Annotated in this window: 18 protein-coding genes; 10 read left to right on the forward strand and 8 right to left on the reverse strand. The window is 70.3% G+C overall.

The window, feature by feature from the left end:
- The 3 genes from QSK25_RS25545 to QSK25_RS25555 all read right to left on the reverse strand — a co-directional run.
- The coding region (locus tag QSK25_RS25545) for a DUF6355 family natural product biosynthesis protein (RefSeq protein WP_285641895.1) at positions 1-274 on the reverse strand (274 nt) is incomplete at its 3' end.
- Between the two features lie 112 nt (positions 275-386).
- On the reverse strand, positions 387-1,604 hold the full coding sequence (locus QSK25_RS25550; RefSeq protein ID WP_285641896.1) for an FAD-binding protein: 1,218 nt from the start codon (positions 1,602-1,604) through the stop codon (positions 387-389).
- Positions 1,604-2,959 carry a hypothetical protein gene (locus QSK25_RS25555; RefSeq protein ID WP_285641897.1) on the reverse strand — a complete coding sequence of 452 codons (1,356 nt, stop codon included), beginning with the start codon at positions 2,957-2,959 and terminating at the stop codon, positions 1,604-1,606. Before QSK25_RS25555 ends, QSK25_RS25550 begins: the two co-directional genes overlap by 1 nt.
- Here QSK25_RS25555 and QSK25_RS25560 point away from each other — a divergent pair.
- The 3 genes from QSK25_RS25560 to QSK25_RS25570 are packed head-to-tail and all read left to right on the forward strand — an operon-like array spanning position 2,915 to position 5,718.
- The gene (locus QSK25_RS25560; protein WP_285641898.1) at positions 2,915-4,000 is read left to right on the forward strand and encodes an MFS transporter; all 1,086 of its coding nucleotides are present in this window, start codon (positions 2,915-2,917) and stop codon (positions 3,998-4,000) included. The two genes, QSK25_RS25555 and QSK25_RS25560, sit on opposite strands and share 45 nt — an antisense overlap.
- A gap of 25 nt (positions 4,001-4,025) precedes the next feature.
- A complete protein-coding gene (locus tag QSK25_RS25565) occupies positions 4,026-5,405 on the forward strand; it encodes an acyclic terpene utilization AtuA family protein (RefSeq protein ID WP_285641900.1) in 1,380 nt (459 codons plus the stop codon).
- Complete coding sequence (locus QSK25_RS25570; protein ID WP_285641901.1) at positions 5,398-5,718, forward strand: DUF4387 domain-containing protein; 321 nt, start codon at positions 5,398-5,400, stop codon at positions 5,716-5,718. The genes QSK25_RS25565 and QSK25_RS25570 overlap by 8 nt, the downstream gene beginning before the upstream one ends.
- 45 nt (positions 5,719-5,763) lie before the next feature.
- On the opposite strand, the gene QSK25_RS25575 is transcribed toward QSK25_RS25570, so the two are convergent.
- Positions 5,764-7,194, reverse strand: coding sequence for a hypothetical protein (locus QSK25_RS25575; RefSeq protein ID WP_285641902.1), 1,431 nt, complete (start codon positions 7,192-7,194; stop codon positions 5,764-5,766).
- 3 nt (positions 7,195-7,197) lie between these two features.
- The gene (locus QSK25_RS25580) at positions 7,198-8,388 is read right to left on the reverse strand and encodes a DUF8189 domain-containing protein (RefSeq protein WP_285641903.1); all 1,191 of its coding nucleotides are present in this window, start codon (positions 8,386-8,388) and stop codon (positions 7,198-7,200) included.
- Between the two features lie 129 nt (positions 8,389-8,517).
- Here QSK25_RS25580 and QSK25_RS25585 point away from each other — a divergent pair, with 129 nt between their 5' ends.
- Both QSK25_RS25585 and QSK25_RS25590 read left to right on the forward strand, forming a co-directional pair.
- Positions 8,518-11,544: an AfsR/SARP family transcriptional regulator gene (locus tag QSK25_RS25585; RefSeq protein ID WP_285641904.1), complete on the forward strand. Its 3,027-nt coding sequence runs from the start codon at positions 8,518-8,520 to the stop codon at positions 11,542-11,544.
- 317 nt (positions 11,545-11,861) lie between these two features.
- Positions 11,862-12,851 (forward strand): ABC transporter substrate-binding protein, encoded by a 990-nt coding sequence (locus tag QSK25_RS25590; protein ID WP_285641905.1) that lies wholly within the window; start codon positions 11,862-11,864, stop codon positions 12,849-12,851.
- 116 nt (positions 12,852-12,967) lie between these two features.
- Here the strand turns inward: QSK25_RS25590 and QSK25_RS25595 are convergent, their stop codons facing one another.
- Positions 12,968-13,297: a hypothetical protein gene (locus tag QSK25_RS25595; RefSeq protein WP_285641906.1), complete on the reverse strand. Its 330-nt coding sequence runs from the start codon at positions 13,295-13,297 to the stop codon at positions 12,968-12,970.
- Between the two features lie 49 nt (positions 13,298-13,346).
- Complete coding sequence (locus tag QSK25_RS25600; protein WP_285641907.1) at positions 13,347-14,111, reverse strand: SDR family NAD(P)-dependent oxidoreductase; 765 nt, start codon at positions 14,109-14,111, stop codon at positions 13,347-13,349.
- Between the two features lie 86 nt (positions 14,112-14,197).
- Between QSK25_RS25600 and QSK25_RS25605 the strand changes: the two genes are divergently transcribed.
- Positions 14,198-15,058, forward strand: a complete 861-nt coding sequence (locus QSK25_RS25605; RefSeq protein ID WP_285641908.1) for a helix-turn-helix transcriptional regulator — start codon at positions 14,198-14,200, stop codon at positions 15,056-15,058.
- 92 nt (positions 15,059-15,150) lie between these two features.
- A complete protein-coding gene (locus QSK25_RS25610; RefSeq protein ID WP_285641909.1) occupies positions 15,151-16,533 on the forward strand; it encodes an FAD-dependent oxidoreductase in 1,383 nt (460 codons plus the stop codon).
- A 6-nt stretch (positions 16,534-16,539) separates the two neighbouring features.
- On the opposite strand, the gene QSK25_RS25615 is transcribed toward QSK25_RS25610, so the two are convergent.
- Positions 16,540-17,781, reverse strand: coding sequence for an extracellular catalytic domain type 2 short-chain-length polyhydroxyalkanoate depolymerase (locus QSK25_RS25615; RefSeq protein WP_285641910.1), 1,242 nt, complete (start codon positions 17,779-17,781; stop codon positions 16,540-16,542).
- 125 nt (positions 17,782-17,906) lie between these two features.
- Here QSK25_RS25615 and QSK25_RS25620 point away from each other — a divergent pair, with 125 nt between their 5' ends.
- The 3 genes from QSK25_RS25620 to QSK25_RS25630 all read left to right on the forward strand — a co-directional run bounded on the left by QSK25_RS25620 (position 17,907) and on the right by QSK25_RS25630 (position 21,289).
- A complete protein-coding gene (locus QSK25_RS25620; protein WP_285641911.1) occupies positions 17,907-18,749 on the forward strand; it encodes a PhzF family phenazine biosynthesis protein in 843 nt (280 codons plus the stop codon).
- A 69-nt stretch (positions 18,750-18,818) separates the two neighbouring features.
- Entirely contained in the window at positions 18,819-20,276 is a 1,458-nt protein-coding gene (locus tag QSK25_RS25625; RefSeq protein ID WP_285641912.1) for a PP2C family protein-serine/threonine phosphatase, read from the forward strand.
- Positions 20,276-21,289, forward strand: coding sequence for a cobalamin B12-binding domain-containing protein (locus tag QSK25_RS25630; RefSeq protein WP_285641913.1), 1,014 nt, complete (start codon positions 20,276-20,278; stop codon positions 21,287-21,289). Before QSK25_RS25625 ends, QSK25_RS25630 begins: the two co-directional genes overlap by 1 nt.
- The last annotated feature ends 54 nt before the right edge of the window (positions 21,290-21,343 follow it).

A 21,343-nucleotide genomic window follows, 5' to 3' on the forward strand; every position in this document is an offset into this window, starting at 1 on the left:
CGTCTTTGTAGAAGGGGATCTGGCCGTGCGGTGGCACGCACGCGGTTCCGGTGGTGCCGGTGCTCCAGTGGAACTTGATGAGGATGAAGCTGTTGCCGCAGTGGAAGTAGCGGGCCGTGAGCTCACCGACCGCTTGCGGCAGGGCGATGAACCCGCACCCCGGCGGCGGCATGATCTTGGCTGACCGCGTGCCGTGATCGTCGATCATGCCCAACGCGGCGGTGGCGAGCAGCATGCCCGCCGCGCTGATCGTTCGCGCGACATTGCTCTTCATCTGATGAACCCTTCTCGCTGAAGTTCCTGCAGGACTTCAGTTTTGAAGAGTCCACACCGGACAGCCTAGGTGTCTTGCGTATCGCGGTCACCTGCAGACAGCAGACGTCCGACTACAGCGGATCGAGGTAGAGCGTTCCGCCTGCTCGCAGAGTGCTCGCGACGAGCGAGTCGTTCGCTCGCTGCATCGCGTTCACGGTCTCGGGTTCGTCGGCGGGTGCGTAGCGGAGTGCGGCGACGAGGAACGCGATGTCGTGGTTCGGCAGAGCCAGGAGCGGGGTCGCGATGCGGTCTGTGCGCACCGGGTACGCCAGGGCTAGGCCGAAGTCGCTGTACAGCTCCGCGCCGAGTTCCTTTTCTATCTGGCCCAGCACCTGGGCCGCCGATTCACCCGGCACCAGGAGGTTGCACCACGGGTGCGGTGAGTCCCAGAGGCCCGCGTCGCGGAGCAGCGGCTCGCCTGCCGCGAGGCGGTTGAGGAAGTCCCAGTAGCCGGCGATCTCGCTCTCCACCTCGCTGAATATGAGGCCGTCGAATCTGCCTGTGCCCGAGGCGGTTTCGACGAAGGACACCGCTTCCAGCTCGACGACGTGTTCGCCGTCCCGGACCTTGAGCTGCCCCTCGACGTAGTCGAACGTGTCGGTGACGACCAGGCGTTGCTGGTCTTCGATCAGCTGCTCGACGGTGTCGTAGCTGAGCCTGTGCCACCTGACGGTCTGCGGCGCCGGCACGAGGCGGAGCCGGGCGCGGGTGACGATGCCATTGCGACCCCGGCCGGCGCGCACGGCGTCGAACACGTCTTGGTTGTTCGAGGGGCTGCACGAGGTGAGCGTGCCGTCTGGGGTGACGACCTCCAGCTCGATGACGTTGTCGGTCTGGGCGCCGTGCTGGTGGCTTGCCCCGCCCAGGCCGCCCACCGACAAGGTTCCGCCGACGGTGAGCTCGAGGTAGTCGGTGAGAACCGGTGGCGTCAGGCCGCGAGGCAAGGTCGCGCGCAGCACGTCGCTCCACCGCGCGCCCGCGTCGACGACCACGTGGTCGGGACCGACTTCGTGGATCGCGCTGAGTTGGTTCATGTCGACGACAACGCCGCCCAGGGCCTGCGCCTGACCGCCCGTGGAGTGCCCCTGACCGCGAGGAACGATCCGAAGGCCGTGCTGCTGCGCGAATCCGACAGCCGTACGGATGTCCGCGGCGTTTGCAGGACGCAGGACGGCGGAGGGCAGGTGGTGGACGACGTCGCCGTAGTCGCGCGCGGCCCAGCGAAGCGAGTCCTCGTCGGTGTCGAGCGTTCCGGTCAGTTCGGGCATGGTGTCGAACACCTGGGGCATTAGCTCTCCTCGCTCAAGCTGTTGATCATCTGCTCGCGCAGCTGCGTGGCGGTGGGCTCGGTGTTGCCGGTGAGCAGATCGGCCGCCGAGGACCACGCTCGATGCGCCGCCTGCTGATTGCCGAGGTCGGCCTGCAGATCACCGACGCGGCTGTGGATGTGCGCTTGACTCCAGACGTCGCCGACCCTGCCGAAGGTCTCCAGCGCGTCGTGGAGATGCCGCAGCGCCAGCTCGTGCTCGCCCTCCGACTCGGCAAGACCTGCCAGCAATCCGGACGCACACCCCGACGACATGAAGTCCTCGGCGTCGTCGAGCACTTCTCGCGTCTCCAGGAGGAGTTCACGAGCCTCCCCCACTGCTCCGAGAGCGGCGCGGGCCATCGCGAGGTGTGCGGTGGCCACCGAGTGTTGCCAGACGTCACCGACCTCAGCGCTGATCGCCTGGGCGGTCTCGCAGTGGGCGAACGAGGCGTCGTAGTCGCCGACTTGGCAGAAAGCTCGTCCGAGGCCTACGTGTCCGATCGCCAGACCTCTGCGGTCGCCGAGCCCGGCACGGATGGTCATCGCCTCCTGGTAGAGCCCTACCGAAGTCTCGGCGGTGCCGGCGTCGATTCCGGCATCTCCCAATGTTTCCAACATCCAGGCCTCAGCGTCACGGTGTTCACCCTGGCGGGCCATCGCGAGCGCGTCGTGCAGCGCGGGCACCCACCACGACCACGCCCGCCGGTGGAACAGCATCTCGTTGATGACGACCGGCAGGTAGGCGACCGAGGTGATGTTCCACTGCGCACCGCATCGGACCAGCCGGACGAGCAGACGCAGCTCGTCCTCGAACCACTTGAGCGCGTCCTTGGTGCCGCGGAAAGACAGCGTTGTCAGGCCTCGCTCAGGCAGGTTGAGGCGTCGCCGCGGGCGGGAAGGCCAGAGCAGCCGCGTGGCTGCGGCCCCGGTGCACAGGTACCAGTCGACCAGCCGCTCCAAGGCGGCCTTGTTGTCCTCCGGCGTGTTGCGCTCTCGCGCGAGCTCGAGCGCATAGGAATGGACGAGGTCATGCATCACGAACCCGTCCTGACCGGTCTGTTCCAGCAAGTGCACCGCGGCCAGCGCCAACAGGTGCCCTTCCGCCTGCGACGGCGCTTGGCCCATGAGCGCAGAGGCCGCTTCGACGCGGATGGGGCCTCCTGGATGCAGTCCCAGTGCGCGGAAGGTGTCCGACATGTTCGATGGCAGCGCATCGTACGAGTACGAAAGAACGGTTCGCACGGCCAGTGAATCGTCGACCGCGAAGACGTCGTCGGCCTGCTCATGGGCATGGACAACCTGCTCGGCATCTTCGTGCAGCCCTGGATCGCGCACCGCTCGGACAACACCCGCACCCGCTGGGGCCGCCGGATCCCCTACCTCGCGGTGGGCATGCCGCTGGCGGCGGTGTTGTTCACGCTCATCCCGCTGGCCACGGCGTTGCCGGCACTGATCGCGCTGATCTTCGTGTACTCGTTGGTGGGCAACAGCTTCAAGCCGATCGCCCAGGCGTTGCTGCCGGACTTCATCGAGCCCGAACGCCGGGGCAGGGCCAACGCGGTGGTGAAGATCGCCTCCGGGCTGACGGTCGTGGTGTCGGCGTTGATCAGCGCGTTGCTGGTGGACGACCACCCGAAGCTCGCGTTCACCGTGCCCGCGCTGCTCATGCTGGTGTGCACGGCGGTGCTCGTGTCGCGGGTGCGGGACAACACGTCGAGGGCCTACCGGCTCGCGCTCACCGAGGACACCACGAGCGAGCCCCCGCAGCGGCTTCGCGAACTCGCCCTGGACATCCTGCGCGACCGCGACCGCAGCCGGTTGCTCGTCGTCACGGCGGTGCTGCTGTTCGCCTCCGCGTGGTTCTCGTCGCGGTCGCTGTTCACCCCGTACGGCATGGAGACCCTGGGGCTGTCCCGGGGCGCGGCGGGCTCGCTCACGTTCCCGAGCGGCATCGCGTTCCTCGTCGCCGCCTACCCCGCCGCGCTGCTCGCCGAACGGATCGGGCGCATCCGGACGATGACGATCGGTATGACCGTCTTCGGCACAGCTCTTGCGTTGGGCACCCTCGTGCCGACGCCCACCGTCACGGTCGTGTCGTTCTGCGTCGCCGCCGCCGGTGCGTCCGGGTTCCTGATCAACGCCGCCGTCGTGCTGTGGAACCTCGCGCCGTCCGCCCGCGTGATCGGCGTCTACACCGGGCTGTACACGGTGAGCTGGGCCGCGGGCGGGTTCGTCGGGCCGGGTGTCGTCGGCGCCATGGTCGACATCACCGGCTGGCGCTACATGCTCCTCGACATCGCCGTCATCACCGCGCTCGCCACCGCCGTGATCCTGCGGGTCGCCGTGCTGAGCCGCCGCAACGCCGCCTCACTGTAGAACCGTTCCACCGGAAGGGAAAACCATGAGCGCTCCTGACGGAGCCGTGCGCGTCCTGACGCCCACCGGCATGCTCGGCGCCGGCTTCACCGAGTCCTCAGTGGACAGAGGGCTGGAGCTCGGTGCCGACGTCATCGCCGTCGACGGCGGCTCGACCGACTCGGGCCCGCACTACCTCGGCTCGGGCACCGCCAAGACGACCGCCGCTGCCGTCGCCCGCGACCTGCGGATCCTGCTGCGCGCCGCCGCCCGTGCGCGCATCCCGTTGATCGTCGGGTCCTGCGGCACCAGCGGCACCGACTCCGGCGTCACCTGGGTGGCCGGGATCGTCGAGGACGTGCTGCGCGAGGAGAAGCTCGACCTGTCCGTCGCGACGATCTTCAGCGAGCAGACAGCGGACTTCGTCAAGACCCGGCTGCGCGACCGTGCCGTGCACCCGCTCGCACCCAGCAGCGCGTTGGACGAGTCCACTGTGGACGAGTGCACGCACATCGTCGGCATGATGGGCCACGAACCCATCGTGGAGGCCCTGCGCGCGGGCGCCGACGTGGTGCTCGCCGGCCGCGCGACCGACACCGCACTCGCCGCCGCCGTGCCGCTCATGCGAGGTCTCCCCGCCGGACCCGCCTGGCACGCCGCGAAAATCGTCGAGTGCGGCGGCCAGTGCACGACGAACCCGCGCGCGGGCGGCGTTCTCGCCACGATCGACCGCACGGGGTTCACCATCGAACCGCTCGACCCCGAGGCCGCGTGCACACCGATTTCCGTTGCGGCGCACATGCTCTACGAGACGGTGAACCCGTTCGTCATGCGCGAGCCCGCAGGTGAACTCGACGTCACCGACGCGGTGTACACGGCCCTCGACGCCCGGCGCGTACGCGTCGAAGGCTCGCGCTTCCACCCCGCCCGGCACACGATCAAGCTGGAGGGCGCCCGGATCACCGGCTACGAGACGATGTCGTTCACGGCCATCCGCGACGAGCACATCCTCGCGAACATCGAGGAGTGGACCGACCTGTTCGTCAAGGTCTTCACCGGCCGCGTCGCCCAGACCCTGGGCCTCGACACCGCCGATTACGCCTTCGACCTGCGCCGTTACGGCTACGACGCGATCCTCGGTTCGCTCGACCCGGCCACCCGCCCGCCACGCGAGGTGGGCGTGATGCTGCTGGTCCGCGCGGCGACCCAGGAACTGGCGACCGCCGTCGCGAAGGTCGCGAACCCCTTGATGCTGCACCTGCCGACCCCGGACATGGACTACCTGCCGAGCCTCGCGTTCGCCACCTCGCCCGCCGAGACCGAACGCGGCGCGGTCTACGAGTTCGCGCTGCACCACGTCGTCGACACCCGCACCCCCACCGAAATGTTCCGCACCGAGCACCGGAAGGCCGTCACCCATGACTGAGCAGCGCACGTTGGGCGACCTCGCCCTGGAGGTCAGGTCCAAGAACGCCGGGCCGTTCTGGGTGACGATGGAGTTGTTCCTGCGCGACGAAGCGGGCTACGCGCTCGCCGCGGAGATCGTCGACGAGGACCTCGTCGCGTCCCTGCACGAGGTGCGAGCGCAGGACGTGCAGATCTTCCGCATCCCGGCGCTGAACGTCGTCAAGATCTCGTTCCCGCGCCCGGTGCCGCAGGGCGGGCTGCACGACCGCGACGTGCACGCCGGGCAGCACCACGTCCCGCTGGCGTCGGTGCCGGCCCACCCGCGCGGCTAGCCAGGACGGAACCGCGCGGCAGCCACCGCGCGGTTCCCCGGACCATCACTCGATGTTCAGCAGAGCGCGGATGCGCGGCTGCAGCCTGCCTTCCACCCCGTTCGGGTCTTGGGCATTCTCGCCGGCGTTCAGCGGAGAGGCCAACGAGTACGAGACGGCGTAGGTGGAGTTCCCGGACAGCCCCTTGTCGTCGTCGGGTCTGTCATTCCTCCACCCCGCCTCCCCCTGGCCGCCTGCATCGCCGTCCCTGAGGATGTCGAACGCCGGCACGTAGCAGTCGATGTGGTTGGTGTAGGCCATGACCCACAACGGTTCGAAGGGCTTCTTCGCCGCCCACTGGTTCTTGGTGCCGACGTGCCAGCCGCTGAGCACCTCGTGCGACATGGTCAGGATCGTCAGGCCGCCGAGATCGATCTTCTGGATGGTCATCGGCATGTGGCCGAGGACGGGATTCTTGAGCTCCTCCACCATCCGCTCGGCGTGCCGCACGGTCGCGGAGTCCCCCGACCCCCACTTCCCGCCGTCCGGGCCGGCCGCGTCGACACGTTTCTGGTATTCCCCTCTGAGCCACTCGCGTTGCGCCGCGTCGCCGACGTTTACGCGGTACGGGAGTGGCACGGTCTCGATCGCGGTGTTGATGGGGCCGTTGACCGGGAAGTACGCGGCGTTGCGGACGGTCGCGACGATCGCGTTCGTCAGGCGGAGTGCGGCGGACTCGATCGGCAGGCGGCCGGGATCGGGAGCCGCCGGGTTGATGTCGCCCGCCGCGCCCTGGAAGAACATCACGGGGACGCCGAGCCGCTTCCCCGTCTCGATCATGGCGTAGCCGCAGTACTCGGAGTCCGGGTTGGCGTTGCGGTCCACGCACACCGGATGGCACGCGTGTCCGGCCAGGACGGCGAACAGGTCGAAGTTGTCCGCCCGTCGCGCCACCAGCACGGGCACCTCGCGAGGCCTCCACGACAGGCCCCGGCGGTTGACGCCGAGTTCGGCGAACCCCTCCGCGTAGCCGAGCGTGACGCCGGTCCTCGGCGTTTGGTGGGCCTTGACGGCGACCCTCACCACCTGGTCCACGAAGCCGGCCGTGTACGTCCGTGCGACGTCGACGGCCCGCTTGCTGTTCAGCATCACGTACGGGTCGGGCTTGTCGCCGATCATGGGGCCGCTGTGGGTGTGGCTCTGCGCCAACACGAAACTGCTCGCGTTGGGAATGACGCCCTGACCCACGAGGCGCCCGACGACGTCGGTGTAGACGTGCCGGGGAATGCTGATCACGTCGGCCTGCACGAACACGATCCGCCGGCCACCGGAGTCGACGATGATCGCGCAGCGGACCTTGAGCTCGTTGGCCACCGTGCCACCGGACTGCCGGTAGGTCTCCCCGCCGTCGACACCCCAGCCGTAGCCGCCCATCGGCGTGCCGGCGGGCATGGGAATCAGTTCGTCCGCGTAGGACATCTGGAACACAGTCGCCATCGGTCAGCCCACCTCCAGCCGGACGTTCTCGAACTCCCTGCGGGCCAGCCAGCCTTCGCCGGGGCGGTACTGCATGCGGTGCACCATCTTCTCCTGCTCGTTGCGCCAGAAAGCCGACAACCTGCCGTCGCGGCCGAGCACACCGCTCGGTTCACCCGTGGTGACCATGCTCTGGTCGAGTTCGACCCAGTCGTGCCAGTTCTGGCCCCAGGAGGGCTGGGAGCGGTGGATGAGCCGGTTGTTCGCGGTCGGCCCCGCCTGTTTGGCGAACAGCACCATGCCACCGAAGGCGCCTACGGAAACGGAGGGCCTGCCGAGGATCTTCCTCTCCGGGAAGACGTTCCACTCGCCCCGCCACACGTCGGCCGCGGCCTTCTGCCAGGTGTACGCGACACCGTCCTCCGAGCCCGCGAACACGGTGATCGCCCCGGTCGGACCGACGACCGCCGACACGTCCTCGTTGACGAGGTTCCTGCCGGGGATCACGCTCCAGCCCTCGGAGAACGGCGTGCCCCAGGCCGACTGATAGCGATGCACGACGCCGCCGTCCGTACCGCGGGCGAACACGACCATGCCGCCGGTCGGCCCGATCACGGCCCACGGCCTGCCCACACTGCCGTACGGGAACGCCTGCCAGCCCGTCCAGTTGCCGCCCGGCCCGTCCTGGTAGGAGTGGTAGATGAAGCCGTCGTCCGCCCGTGCGAACAGCGACATCGCGTTGTTGGTGTTGAGCACGGGGAACGGTTCCTCGACGAAGGCGGGACCGGGCTTGCCCAGGTTCCGCCAGTTCCACGCCGGATTGCCAGGGGTGCCCTGCCACCCGGTCCAGATCTCGCCGTTCGCGTCGGTCACGAACAACGACAGGGCGCCGTTGGCGTTGAGCAGCGGGATCGGCCGCGCCTTGAGCACCGGACTGCCCGGCACGATCCGCCAGGCCTCCCAGTCGGGCGCGCCCGTGTCCTGCCACTGGTGGTAGGCCCGCTTCTCGGGGCCCAGGCCGAAGACCACCATCGAACGGCCGGTGTCCAGGGCAGCGGGGTAGCCGCGCGAGAGATGGCCGAGTCTGGGCAGCACGCCCGTCTGTGCAACTGCTTGCGGGGGCAACGTGAGGGCGCTCAGGCCGCCGAGCGTCACCGCTCCGCCCGCCAGCGCGACGCCCCGGAGCAGAGCGCGCCTGCTGACGCCGCTACTCACCGGTCCTCCTCGATGCGATCATGCTCGCCACGCTGCCAGACGCCTGCTTCATCCCGGTGTCATCACGCTGACGCCAAGCCCGAATCCGTGCAGAATGTCGAGCTGGTGCTGTCCTGGGGGGTTGCGTCAGTGACTGGTTCACGGTTCAGGTTCGGCCTGCTCGGGCCGTTGGAGGTGTTCGCCGACGGGCGCCCGGTGCCCGTCAAGGCGGCGAAGCTGCGCACGTTGCTCGCGGTGCTGCTGTTGCACGCGAACGAGCACGTGCCGCTGGACGTCCTGGTCGACCGGCTGTGGGGGGACGAGCCGCCGGGCAACGCGCGCAGGACGATCCAGGTCTACGTGATGCGGTTGCGCGGGCTGCTCGACGACGGCCCGGGCCGTTCGGTGATCCAGACTCGGCCCGGCGGGTACCTGCTGAGCACCGAACCGGGGGCGGTCGACCTCGCGGTGTTCCGGCACCTGGTGCGGCAGGCGCGCGACACCGCCGGCCCCGCGGCCAGGGCCGGGCTGCTGCGCGAGGCCGAGGCGCTGTGGCGCGGGCCCGCGCTGGTCGACGTGCGATCCGAGCACTTCGGATCGTTGACGCTGGACGAGGAACTCCTGGCGGCGATCGAACTGCGCGTCGAGGCCGACCTCGACCTCGGCTGCCACGCGGAGGTCCTGCCCGATCTGCGGTCGCTGGTCGGCAGACATCCGCTGCGGGAACGGCTGTGGGCGTTCCTGATCATCGCGTTGGGACGGTCCGGCAGGCAGGCGGAGGCGCTCGAGGCCTACCAGGACGTGCGGCGCCGGCTGGCCGACGAACTCGGCGTCGATCCCGGCGCCGAACTGCGCGACGCGCACGCCGTGGTGCTGGCCGGAGCCGAACCGGTCGCGCCGGCCCGTCCGGCCGCCCTCTCCCAGTTGCCGCGCGACCTCGGTGACTTCGTCGGCCGGGCCGAGCTGATCGACCAGGTCACCGGCCTGCTGGTGGGCGAGATGACGCCGGTGGTCGTGCTGTGCGGCCAGCCCGGTGTCGGCAAGACGGCGCTGGCGGTGCACGTGGCGCACCGCGTGCGGGAGTCGTTCCCGGACGGTCAGCTCTTCGTCGACCTGCGCGGGTACGACGCGGAGCCCGCGCTGAGCGTCGGGCAGGCGCTCACCCAGTTCCTGCGCAGCCTGGGCACGCCCGCCGAGCACATCCCGCTCGACGTGGACGAGCAGGCGGTGCTGTTCCGCTCGTTGCTGTCCGACCGGCGGGTGCTCGTCGTGCTCGACAACGCGGCCGACGCCGAACAGATCCGCAAGCTGCTGCCCGCGGGCACCGGTTGCGCCGTGCTCGTGACGAGCCGGGACGAACTGCGCGGCCTGGTCGTCACGCACGGGGCGAGGCTGCTCGCGCTCGGGGTGTTCAACCGGGGCGAGAGTTCTCAACTGTTGTCGGACATGCTCGGCGCCGCCGTCGTGCGCGCCGAACCCGAGGCGTCCCGCGAACTCGCGCGGCTGTGCGCGAATCTGCCGCTGGCGTTGCGCATCGCGGCGGCGAACATCACCGGCACCATCGCCGAGTACGTGACCGAACTGCGGGCGAGCGGCATCACGGCGCTGGCGGTGCCCGGTGACGCCCGCGCGGCCGTCTCGTCGGCGTTCGACCTGTCCTACGCGGCGCTGAACCCGTTGGCGCAGCGGGTGTTCCGCTCGCTCGCGTGGCTGCCCGGCACCGACTTCGACGCGGCGACGGCCACGGTGCTGACCGGCGAGGAACCCGCCGTGGTGGCGTCGGTGCTGCGCGTGCTGACCGGCGCGCACCTGGTGCAGCGCGCCGCGCCGGGCCGGTTCCACTTCCACGACCTGATCCGCGGCTACGCGATCGCGCTGGGCGACCCGTGCCCGCTGACCCCGGTGTACGACTGGTACCTCGCACGGGTCCGGGGCGCGGCGGTGCTGCTCTACCCCGAGATGCTGCGGGCGCAGGCGGGCGAGGTGCTGCCGTTCGACTCGGCCGACGAGGCCTGGACGTGGCTGCGCGCCGAACGCACCAACCTCGTCGCCTCGGTCCGGCACGCCGCCGACCACGGACCGCGCGCGATGGCGTGGCGCCTGACCGACGCGTTGCGCGGCTACTTCTGGCTCCAGACCAACGGCACCGACTGGGCGACGGCCGCCGAAGCGGGCCTGCGCGCCGCCGTGGCCCTGGACGACCCGGTGGCCCGCGTCCACATGCACCACAGCCTCGGCACCCTGCGCGCGAGTTTCAGCGAACACGACCAGGCGTTGATCGAGTACCACCGAGCCCTGTCCCTGGCCCACGACCACGCGTTGCTGCCCGCCGTCGCCGCGTCCTGGAACAACATCGGCATCGTCCGCCAGGACCAGGGCCTGCCGGATCGCGCCGTGCAGGCCTACGAGAACGCCCTGGTCGCCGCGCGTTCCGACGCCGCGGCCGAGGCCACGATCCGGGTCAACCTGGGCTCCGCGCACTGGGAGATGGGGTCCCTGACGTGCGCCCACGCGCTCTTCGAGTCGGCGCTGCTCGCGTTGCGCGACGTCGAGGCGCACCAGGCCCGCGTGGAGGTGCAGGACAGCCTCGCCCGCATCTGCCTGGACCTCGGCGAACTCGACCGCGCGGCCACGTACGCCGCCGCCGCCCTCGAACTGGCCCGCCGCTCGGGCCACCCCCGCACCCTCGCCGAGGCCCACAACACCCTCGGCGCCACCTGCGCCCAGCAAGGCGACCTCACCGCCGCTCTCGCGCACCACGAACACGCGCTGCAGCTGGCCGTCGACGTGGGGCACCGCCGCGCCGAGGTCGCCTCGCTGCTCGGCCTGGCCGCGGCCACCTCCGACGCCGAGCTCGCCCTGTCCTACTGCGAGCGCGCCTACTTCGTCGTGGTGGACGCCGGGCTGCGGTCGCGGCTCGGGCGGGTGCGGACGGCTTTGGCAACGGTCCGGTTGCGGCTCGGGGATCACGTCGCGGCCGTCGAGGACGCTGCGGCGGCGGTGGAGGCTCATCGGGGCACCGGGCACCGGCTGGGTGAGGCGCGGGCGTTGTGCGTGCTGGCGGACGCGGTGGAGGTGCTGTCCGGGGTGGAGGCGGCTCGGCCGCACCGGGCGTCGGCGTCGGAGATCTTCGCCGAGCTCGGGGCGGCCGAACCGCGACCGCTGAGCGTCACCTGACCCGTTTTCCACCTACCGGGGAATTCCAGCGCCGTCGACCTGGACGCGAATTCCATTTCGTCATTGCGCAAAACAACCGCGGTTACCACCGGAAAGAGCGGCAGGACAAGAGGTTTTCCACTGACCGGAAATAGCACCTCGTTGTCATTGTGCACCTGATCTCCTTGACTGACGTGCAAAGATGCTCACGCAACTCCGGATCAATCGCCGAATCCCGAGTCGACCACGCCACCGAACGACGGAATTCATTGCGTCGTCCGGTGTGATCCGCGCGCTTCTCGGATCGGGCATCTTTCCACGCCACTTGGAGAAAGCACATGATTCGCAGGCATCGAATCGCGCGGCTCCTGGCGACCGCGTGCGTGGCCGCGGCGGTCGCCGGCTGCGGCCTGACCGGGGACGACCAGCCCACCGTCGCCGCACCGCCGCCGGTCGAGAAAGCGAGGGTCAAGATCGGGGTGCTGCCGGTCGTCGACGTCGCACCACTGCACATCGCGATCAAGAACGGGTATTTCGAGAGCGAGGGTCTGGAAGTCGAGACGGTCACCGTCCAGGGTGGCGCCGCCGCTATTCCCAGTCTGATCCAGGGCGGCCTCGACATCACGTTCGGCAACTGGGTCTCGTTCCTCGCCACGGAGTCCAAAGGAGACGCGAAGGGCGTCGGCGGGATCAAGCTGATCAACGACGGCTACCAGGCGAAGCCCGGCATGTTCCTGATCCTCGTCAAGGGGAACGGCACCATCAAGACAATGCAGGACCTGATCGGCAAGAGGATCGCGATCAACACGCTGAACAACATTTCCGAGCTGACCACGAAAGCGGTGCTGGAGGCGCACGACATCGACCCGAAGCAGGTCACGCTCCTCGCGATGCCGATGCCCGACATGGAGGCGGCGATCGAACGCAACTCCGTCGACGCCGGGTTCATGAGCGAGCCGTTCATCTCGAAGGCGCAGCGCAACTCCGGCCAGCTCGCGATCCTCGACGCGGCGTCGGGCCCCACCGACGCCATCCCCATCGCGGGCTACGGCACGACCGGCGACTTCGCCCGGCAGCACCCGAACACGATCGCGGCGTTCCAGCGCGCGATGGCCAAGGGACAGCGCGACGCCTCGGACCGCGCCACCGTCCAGGCCCTGCTGCCGGACTACGCGGGCGTGGACCGCGACACCGCGCGGCTGGTGCACCTCGGCGAGTTCCCGACCTCGCTCGACCCCAAGCGACTCCAGCGGGTGGCCACCCTGATGAAGACGTACGGCCTGCTGCAGGCCGACCTCGACGTCGCGCCGATGCTGGTGCGCAGCTGAGAAGCGGGTCCACAGTGGACTGGAGACCGCCGCGGCAGCGCCACCCGTTGTTCGGCCTGGTGGCACGGGCGGGTCTGGCGATCGCGGCGCCGATCGCCAACGCGTTGCGCTGACGGTCAGGCGTGCTCCTCGCTAATCCCGGCCAGGTACTCCTGTTCGCTCGGGCCGAGCGAGTCCTGCGGGATGTCCTGGACGGGCGCCACCTCGTCGGCCCCGAGGTGCCCGCGGCCGGACAACTCGAAGAGAGCGTGCAGGAGGCTTTCCCGGCATCCCGCACCCGCCACCGCGGCGGCCGAGGCCAGGACCGCGCCGACGACCCTGGCCTCCCGCGGTGAGAACGACGACAGCCAGTCGGTGACGGTGCCGGCGGCGTCCTCGCAGCGACTGCTGTCGGCCGACGTCAGATCGTGGACCAGCTTCAGCAGCCTCGCGTCTCCGATGGCCACGTCGCTCCTCTCCGGTGATGGAGCTCCTTCTTGCCTCGGCAGCCCGCGGTCAGGCGCCCGCGCCGCCGTCGACCGGCACGATCGCGCCGTTCACCATCGACGCCCGGTCGCTCAGCAGCCAGGCCGCCACCTCGGCGACCTCGCGCGGCTGCGCCATCCGCCCGGCCGGTGTCGTCGAGGTGATCATCGCGACGACGCCGGGGGTCGCGGCCTCCCACTGGTCGATCATCGCCGTCGCGGTGCCGCCGGGGGTGATGCCGTTGACCCTGATCCCCTGCCCGCCCCACGTGACGGCGGCGGATTCGGTGAGGCTGTTCAACGCTCGCTTCATCGCGCCGTACGCCGGGAGCACCGGGTTCGCGCGGCGGCTGCCGATGCTCGACGTGTTCACGATCGCGCCACCACCGGAGCGACGCATGAGGGCGGCCTCGGCGGTCATGGCGGTCCAGTGGCCGCGGAAGTTCACCGCGAACTGCTCGTCGATCTCGTCGTCGGCCGTGGTGTCGAGCGGGCCGGGCTGCTGGACGACGGCGCCGTTGTTGAAGGCGCCGTCGAGCCGTCCGTGCAGGGCCTCGACCTGGTCCACGGCCGCCCGCACGCTCGCCCGGTCGCCGAGGTCCATCGTGATCGCGTCCGCCGTGCCCCCGGCGGCCCGGATCTCGGTGACGACCTGAGCGAGCGCGTCGGTGCCGCGGGCGGCGAGCACCACGGTCGCGCCCTCGTCGGCGAAGAGCCGGGCGGCCGCCTCGCCGATGCCCCTGCTGGCGCCGGTGACCAGCACGACCTTGCCGTTCAGAAGTCCAGAAGTGTTCATGGCGACCAGCGTCGGCCGGATCGCGAACCGGAGGCAGGCACAGGCTGTACCAGGCTCGGCACCCACCGGCCGCGCATACTCGGGGTATGGACAAGCAGCAGCTCGGAGCGTTCCTGCGCAGCCGCCGCGAACGGCTCCTCCCGCAGGACGTCGGACTCGCAGCGGGCCCGCGCCGCCGCACGTCCGGGCTGCGCCGCGAGGAGGTGGCCGTCCTCGCGCACATCTCCACCGAGTACTACGTCCGCCTCGAACAGGGCAGGGCGCCGCGGCCGTCGGCGGAGGTGCTGGCCGGCATCGCGGGCGCGCTCAAGCTCACCGACGCCGAGTCCGATCACCTGCACGTGCTCGCGGGCACGGCGCCGAGTCGCACCCGGCGGCACAGCCGCGCCGTCCGGCCGAGCGTTCTCGCTCTGCTGCAACGACTTCCGCAGACCGCGGGCTTCGTCACGTCCGCGATCTTCGAGGTGCTGGCGTGCAACGACCTCGCGGCGGCGTTGATGGAGGACTTCCGCGAACTGCCGCCACCGCAACGCAACCTGGCGCGCCGGGCGTTCCTCGGGTCGCCGTCGCTGTACGGGGTGTCGGACGCGACGGAGTTCCGCCACCACGTCGTGATGGAACTGAGGTCCACCCTCGCGCGGTACCCCTCCGACCCCGAGGTGGCAGGCCTCGTCGAGGAGCTGCGGGCCGGCAGCCCCGACTTCGCCCGGCTGTGGGAACGGCACGACGTGCAGGGCGGGACCATGCTCACCAAGACGTTCCGGCACCCGCTGGTCGGGGAGATCACCGTCGACTGCGACTCGCTCGCGCTGACCGAGAGCGACCAGCACCTCGTGCTCTACAGCGCACCGCCCGAGTCGCGCGACGCCGAGGCGCTCGCGTTGCTGAGCGTGGTGGGAACACAGGGTTTCGACACCGCGGAGAGGCGTCCGGGCACATTTCGGTGATCGCGGGTTCAAGCGTGCTCGTCGGCGCCCATCGGCGGTCCGGGGCCGTGTCAAGATCGTTCTGATCCCCGCACCGTCCCGAGAGGACGTTCATGGCCTCGCCCGCCGCTGTTTTCGCACGTCTCAGCGACAAGCGCACCCCCACCGCCGGCCCGGTCCTGATGAAGACGGCCGTCGTGCTCGGCGGGAGCGTGGCGGGACTGCTCGCGGCGCGCGTGCTGGCCGACCACGCCGACGAGGTGATCGTCGTCGAACGCGACGACCCCGGCACGAGCACGCGGCCCCGTCCCGGTGTGCCGCACGGCGCGCAGGCGCACGTGCTGCTGCCCGCGGGACTCGCGCAGCTCGAGAGGTTCTTCCCCGGCTTCGCCGACGAGGGCGTGGCGGCGGGCGGACGGCTCGCGCCGGCGTCGCACCGCCACACTTTCTCCGACGGCGTGCTCAAGGTGCCCGGCCGCGCCGACGCGGTGATGCTGTGCGGCAGCAGGCCGTTCCTGGAGGCGTTGATCAGGAAGCGGACGCTCGCGCTGCCGAACGTCCGCGCGCTCACGGCACGGGTCACCGGTCTGGAGTTCGCCCCCGACGCGGTCAGCGGTGTGCGGTACGAGAGCGATGGCGCGAAGTCGGTGCTGAAGGCCGACTTCGTGGTCGACGCGACGGGCAGGGCGAGCCGTCTCGGTGACTGGCTCGAGAACGCGGGCTGGGACAAGCCCGCGCTGACCCGCGTCGAGATCGACCTCAACTACGCCACCGCGATCGCCCGCCGCACGCCCGACCAGCCGGGCATCGAGGTCGGCCTGGCGACGTACTCCCCCGGCTCGGTCACCGAGGGCGTCGCGGCCGGGGCGTTCTGCTCGATCGAGGACGAGCGCTGGATGGTCCTGCTGTCCGGTTACGTCGCCGACAAACCCGGTCGCACACCCGAAGACCTGGTGCGGCTCTGCAAGGCCTCGATGCCCGAGGACTTCGGCGCCATCGTCACCGCCGGGATCGACAGCCTCGCCACCTACCACCTGGCGGACGCCCGGCGCCGCAACTTCCACGACCTGAGCCGCGTGCCGGCCCGGCTCGTGGCGCTCGGCGACTCGGTGGCGTCGATGAACCCGATCTACGCGCAGGGCATGACGAGCGCGGCGCTCCAGGCGTCCGCGCTCTCGGAGTTCCTGCGCTCCCAGCCTTCCCTGGACGTGCCCGCCCGTGAGTTCTTCGCACTGCAGAAGATCGTGGTGGACGCGCCGTGGGACGTCGCCACCGGCGCCGACCTCAGCCTGCCGCACGTGCAGGGGCCGCGCCCGTCCGGTTACGCGGTGAAGAGCTGGGCCGGCAAGCAGGTCGTGGCGGCGTCGGTGCGGGACTCCGAGATCAACCGGCGGTTCGAGAGCGTCATCTTCCTGCTGGAGCACCCGTCGATCCTCGCGACGCCGGGCACGCTGCTGCGCTCGGTGCGCGTGAACAGGCGGGCCCGACGCGGCTGACGGACCTCAGCACCTCACCCAGTGGTTCGGCGCGGTCTGCCGGAGACTGGTGGTGGTGTAGATGTTCCACAGGCCGAGGGCCTGGTTGGAGCCGAGCGCGTAGGTCTGGCCGAGCGTCACGTACGCCCGTGCGGCCACGGTGTGTGCGTAGTTGCTGGCCGTCACGCACCCCGACGGCGGGTTCGTGGTGGTGGTCGTCGTCGTTGTGGTCGTGGTCGTCGTGGGTGGTGGGCCGCCGTTGCTCAACGCCTTGACCATGTTCACGACCGCGGTCATCTGCGGGCCGGACTTGAGCGCGTAACTCGACGACTGGTAGCCCCACCAGTCCCAGCAACCGCGCGGGTTCGCGGTGGACGTGGTGGCCTGCGGGTAGAGCACGATGGTGGCGTTGGTGTCGGCGTACTCGTTGACGTAAGCCTTGTCCATCAAGGCGTTGCCTATCTGCCCATAGGTCTGCTGACAGCCGTGCAACGTGACCATGAGCTTGCACGGGCCGGTCTCGCACGCCTTGGGCACGTACGCGAAACCCTCACGCCCCATGGTGATCGCCGACGCGCTGCCGCCCGGAGCGTAGGTGTTCTGGTCGAACTGCACGAGCTTGCCGTTCAGCGTCGAGGTGGCGGGGTTCACCGCGCCGTACAGGTGTCCGAGCATCTCCTCGACCACGTCGTTCGCGCACTTGTTGATGTACGGCGACGCGGTGGAGCCGCAGGCGTTCGGTCCGATCGGGCTGATCCACGCGTGCCCGGCCGCGGTCGTGTTGTTGTAGACGACCCTCGACCCGAAGTCGCGGTAGTAGGTGGCGAGGTCGTTGTTCACCGCGGCGTCCACGGTGTCGTCGGCGGTGCCGTGGAAGAGCCACACCGGGTCTCCGGACAGGTTCTGCGGCGGGTCGACCGTGCCCGCCGTCGCCCGGTCACGGGTCAGCTGTTCGAGCTGGGCCGGGGTCTTGCGGGCCTGGAACGTGTCCATGCACGCGAGCAGCGCGGTGTTCACGTTGTTCTGCGCGCAGTCGTAGGCACCGGCGGAGAAGATCCCGGCTCCCTGGAAGAGTCCCGAGTACGCCACGTGCAACTGGTTCGCCATATATCCACCGGACGAGATCCCGCTGACGTAGGTGCCGGTGATGTCGTACTTGGTGAGCGTTCCGGCCTGGGGTGGCGGGACCGCCGCGAGCGAGATCGACAGGGTTGCCGCGGTCAGGCCGGTGGCCGCCGCCAGGACCGCGAGCGCGTTCCTCAATCGCATGTTTTCGCCTCCGTCGTTGCAGGCAGGACAGGCGGTTCAGAGGTTAAGAGCCGGTAACTGGTCTCCACCACGTGTCGGGTCGCCATCTCTCGCGCGGTCCTGGCGTGGACCGGCACCATTGACTGATGCGGAGGTTCAGCCAGGTCGACGTGTTCACCGACGAGTTCATGAAGGGCAACGCGCTCGCGGTCGTGCACGACGCGGAGGGCCTGTCCACGGAGGAAATGACGGCGTTCGCGAACTGGACGAACCTCGCCGAGACCACGTTCCTGCTGCCACCGCGAGACCCCGCCGCCGACTACCGCGTGCGGATCTTCACGACCAGCCGCGAACTCCCGTTCGCGGGCCATCCGACGCTCGGCTCGGCCCGGGCGTGGCTCGACGCCGGGAACACCCCGCGCGAGCCGGGACGGCTGGTGCAGGAGTGCGGGGCCGGGCTCGTCGAGGTGCGCCGCGACGGCGCGCGGCTGGCGTTCGCCGCGCCGCCGCTGGTGCGGGGCGAGCCGGTCGAGGACGTGGACGGGCTGGCGGCCGCGCTCGCGATCAGGCCGGACGAGATCGTGCAGGCGCGGTGGACCGACAACGGGCCGGGGTGGGTGGCGGTGCTGCTGCACTCCGCCGAGGCCGTGCTGGCGGTGCGGCCGGACTACACCCGGTTCGGTGAATTCACCGACATCGGCGTCGTCGGGCCTCATCGTGACGGCGGGGACGCGGCGTTCGAGGTGCGGGCGTTCGTGAACGAGGGCGGTGTGTTCGGGGAGGACCCGGTGACGGGCAGCCTCAACGCCTCGATCGCGCAGTGGCTGATCCCGGCGGAAATCGCGCAACAGCAGTACGTCGCGGCCCAGGGCACGGTGCTCGGCAGGCAGGGCCGGATCCACCTGGCGCTGACCGGCGGGCAGGTCTGGGTCGGCGGCGACACCGTGGTGGGGATCACCGGAACGGTGGCGCTGCCACCGGTCCGTTGAGGACTGCTACCCACTCCTGACCAGGTTCAAACGTTGTTCTTGATCGGGTTCGGATGAAACAATCGGATCGTGGTCACGGTCTCCAGCTGGCTGCGTTCTCCGTGCCCCGCGCTCGTGGTCGACACCGCAGGTGCCGTGCACGGCATGAACGACGCAGCCAGGTCACTGCTCCCGCCAGAGGTCTTGCCGTCCGAGTGGCAGCACGGCGAGTCCGTGCACCTCGCGGAACGCAGCTACGCCGCGCACCGGGTCGACAACGAGGACGGCTCGGTCACCTGGTGGCTGCTCGACCAGACCGACCTGCTGCTGGAACGTGATCGGGCCGCGCTGCTGACCCGCATGTCCAGCGCTCTCATGACCTCGCTCAACCCCGAGCGCTGCATGACCGTCGTGGCCGAGATGGCCGCCGCGCACCTCGCGGACGAGGCGCTGGTCATCGCGCCGCAGTCGAGCTCCGGCCACCCCGTCACCCGCTGCCGGCGCGGCGAGGCGCCGACGTACGAACTGCAGCAGGTCGACGTCGAGGAGGTCGTCGGCCTCAGCGAGGCGTTGCGCGGCTTCCCGCCGGTGCCGTCGCGGTGGATCGACCCGGCCGCGGCGCCGGAGTGGCTCGCGCGTGACGGCATGTCGATCGTCGTGACGCCGCTGCCGGGCCACGGTGTGCCGGCCGGCGCGTTGATCCTCATCCGGCGGGACAAGACGTTCAGCGACGACGAGGAGGCGTTCGCTCGGCTCTTCGCGTCCAGGGCGGGCGTGGCGATCTCGGCGGCGAGCCTGTTCACCCAGCAGGCCGAGATCACCGATCGGCTGACCCGCGACCTGCTGCCGCCGGTGCTGCGGCGCTACCCCCACGTCGAACTGGCCGGACGCTACCGGGCGGCCGCGGACACCGAACGCGTCGGCGGCGACTTCTACGACGTGCACGAACTCCCCGACGAACAGCTGTTCGTCGTGCTCGGCGACGTCTGCGGCAAGGGCCTCGAAGCGGCCACGCAGACCGGCAGGGTCCGCACGGCCGTGCACGCGCTGCTCCAGGTCGTGACGGACCACGACCGGATGCTCGCCGCGCTGAACCAGGCCTTGCTGACGACCGACACGTCCCGTTTCATCACCACGGTCGTGGGCACCGTCCGTCCCGTGGAGGCCGGTCTGCACGTGCGGCTGACGTCGGGCGGGCACCTGCCGCCGTTGATCGTGCGGGTGGACGGCACGGTGGAGGCGGCCGCGACCAGGGGCACGCTCGTCGGCATCCTGCCGGAGATCGTGACGGCGACCGACGAGGTCGTCCTCGCGCCCGGAGACTCGTGCCTGCTCTACACCGACGGCATCACCGAGGCGCACGGTGGCCCGCTGGGCGACGAGGAGTTCGGCGAGGAACGCCTGCGCCGCGCCCTCACCGCGTGCGGCGGCATGCCGGCCGAGGCGCTCGTCGAACACGTGCACATGCTCGCCGCGCAGTGGGTGGGTGACGGCGAACACGACGACATGGCGACCCTGGCGATCACCGCGCCGCGCAGGAGGCCCTAGTGGAGGCCGTCGACCTCCTGTGGGAGGCCGCCCTCGCCGGCGACGAGCACCGCGCGACCGACGTGGTGCTGGCCGCCGCCGAGGACCACGGCCACGAGACGGTCCTGCTCGACGTGATCGGCGGCGTGCAGCACCGCGTGGGCCGCGAGTGGGCGTCGAACCGCATCAGCGTCGCCCAGGAACACGCCATCACCGCGATCAACGACCGCGCCGTCACCGCGTTGTCGATCACCCGACCCCGCCGCGCCCCGGTCCACGGCCGCGTCACGGTGGCGTGCGTGGACGGCGAGTGGCACGCGTTCCCCGCCCGCCTGCTCTCGGAAGTGCTGGCGCTGCGCGGTTTCGCCGTCGACTACCTCGGCGCGCAGGTCCCCACCCCGCACCTCATCACGTACCTGCACCGCACCGGCCCGGACGTGGTGGCGCTCTCGAGCTCGATCGCCACCCGCCTGCCCACCGCCCACGCCACGATGACGGCCTGCCAGGCGGCAGGCGTACCGGTGATGGTCGGCGGCGCCGCCTTCGGCACCGACGGCACCCACGCCCGCCGCTTCGGCGCGAACGCGTGGGCGGCCGACGCCCGCTCGGCCGCGGACATGCTGCTGTCCCAGACGTTGCCGGTGCCGGGCCGCCCGCACCAGCCGGTGGACGACCTCCCCCACCTCGCCGACCAGGAGTACACACTGGTCACCCGAGGCGCCCGCGACCTCGTGCGGCAGGTCTACCGGGACCTCGAAGAGCGCGTCCCGGCGATGCGGTCCTACAGCGACGAACAGCGCCAGCACACCGCACAGGACCTGGCGCACATCGTGGAGTTCCTCGGTACCGCACTGTACGTGGACGATGACTCGCTGTTCGCGGACTTCCTCTCCTGGACCGGTGCGGTGCTCGACGCGCGAGGCGTGCCCACCCACGTCCTGGAGCCCACATTGGACCTTCTGGGCGCACAGCTCCGCGACTTCCCGCGAGCACAGCGAATGCTCCGTTTGCACGCCCGCGCAGACGCAGGGTAGTCCTCTGTAGACAGACGCGTCGAGTGCCCGCCCGATCGCCCTTCGTGTTGGTGA

It is taken from the genome of Lentzea sp. NBRC 102530, assembly GCF_030269365.1.
Lineage (GTDB): Bacteria > Actinomycetota > Actinomycetes > Mycobacteriales > Pseudonocardiaceae > Lentzea.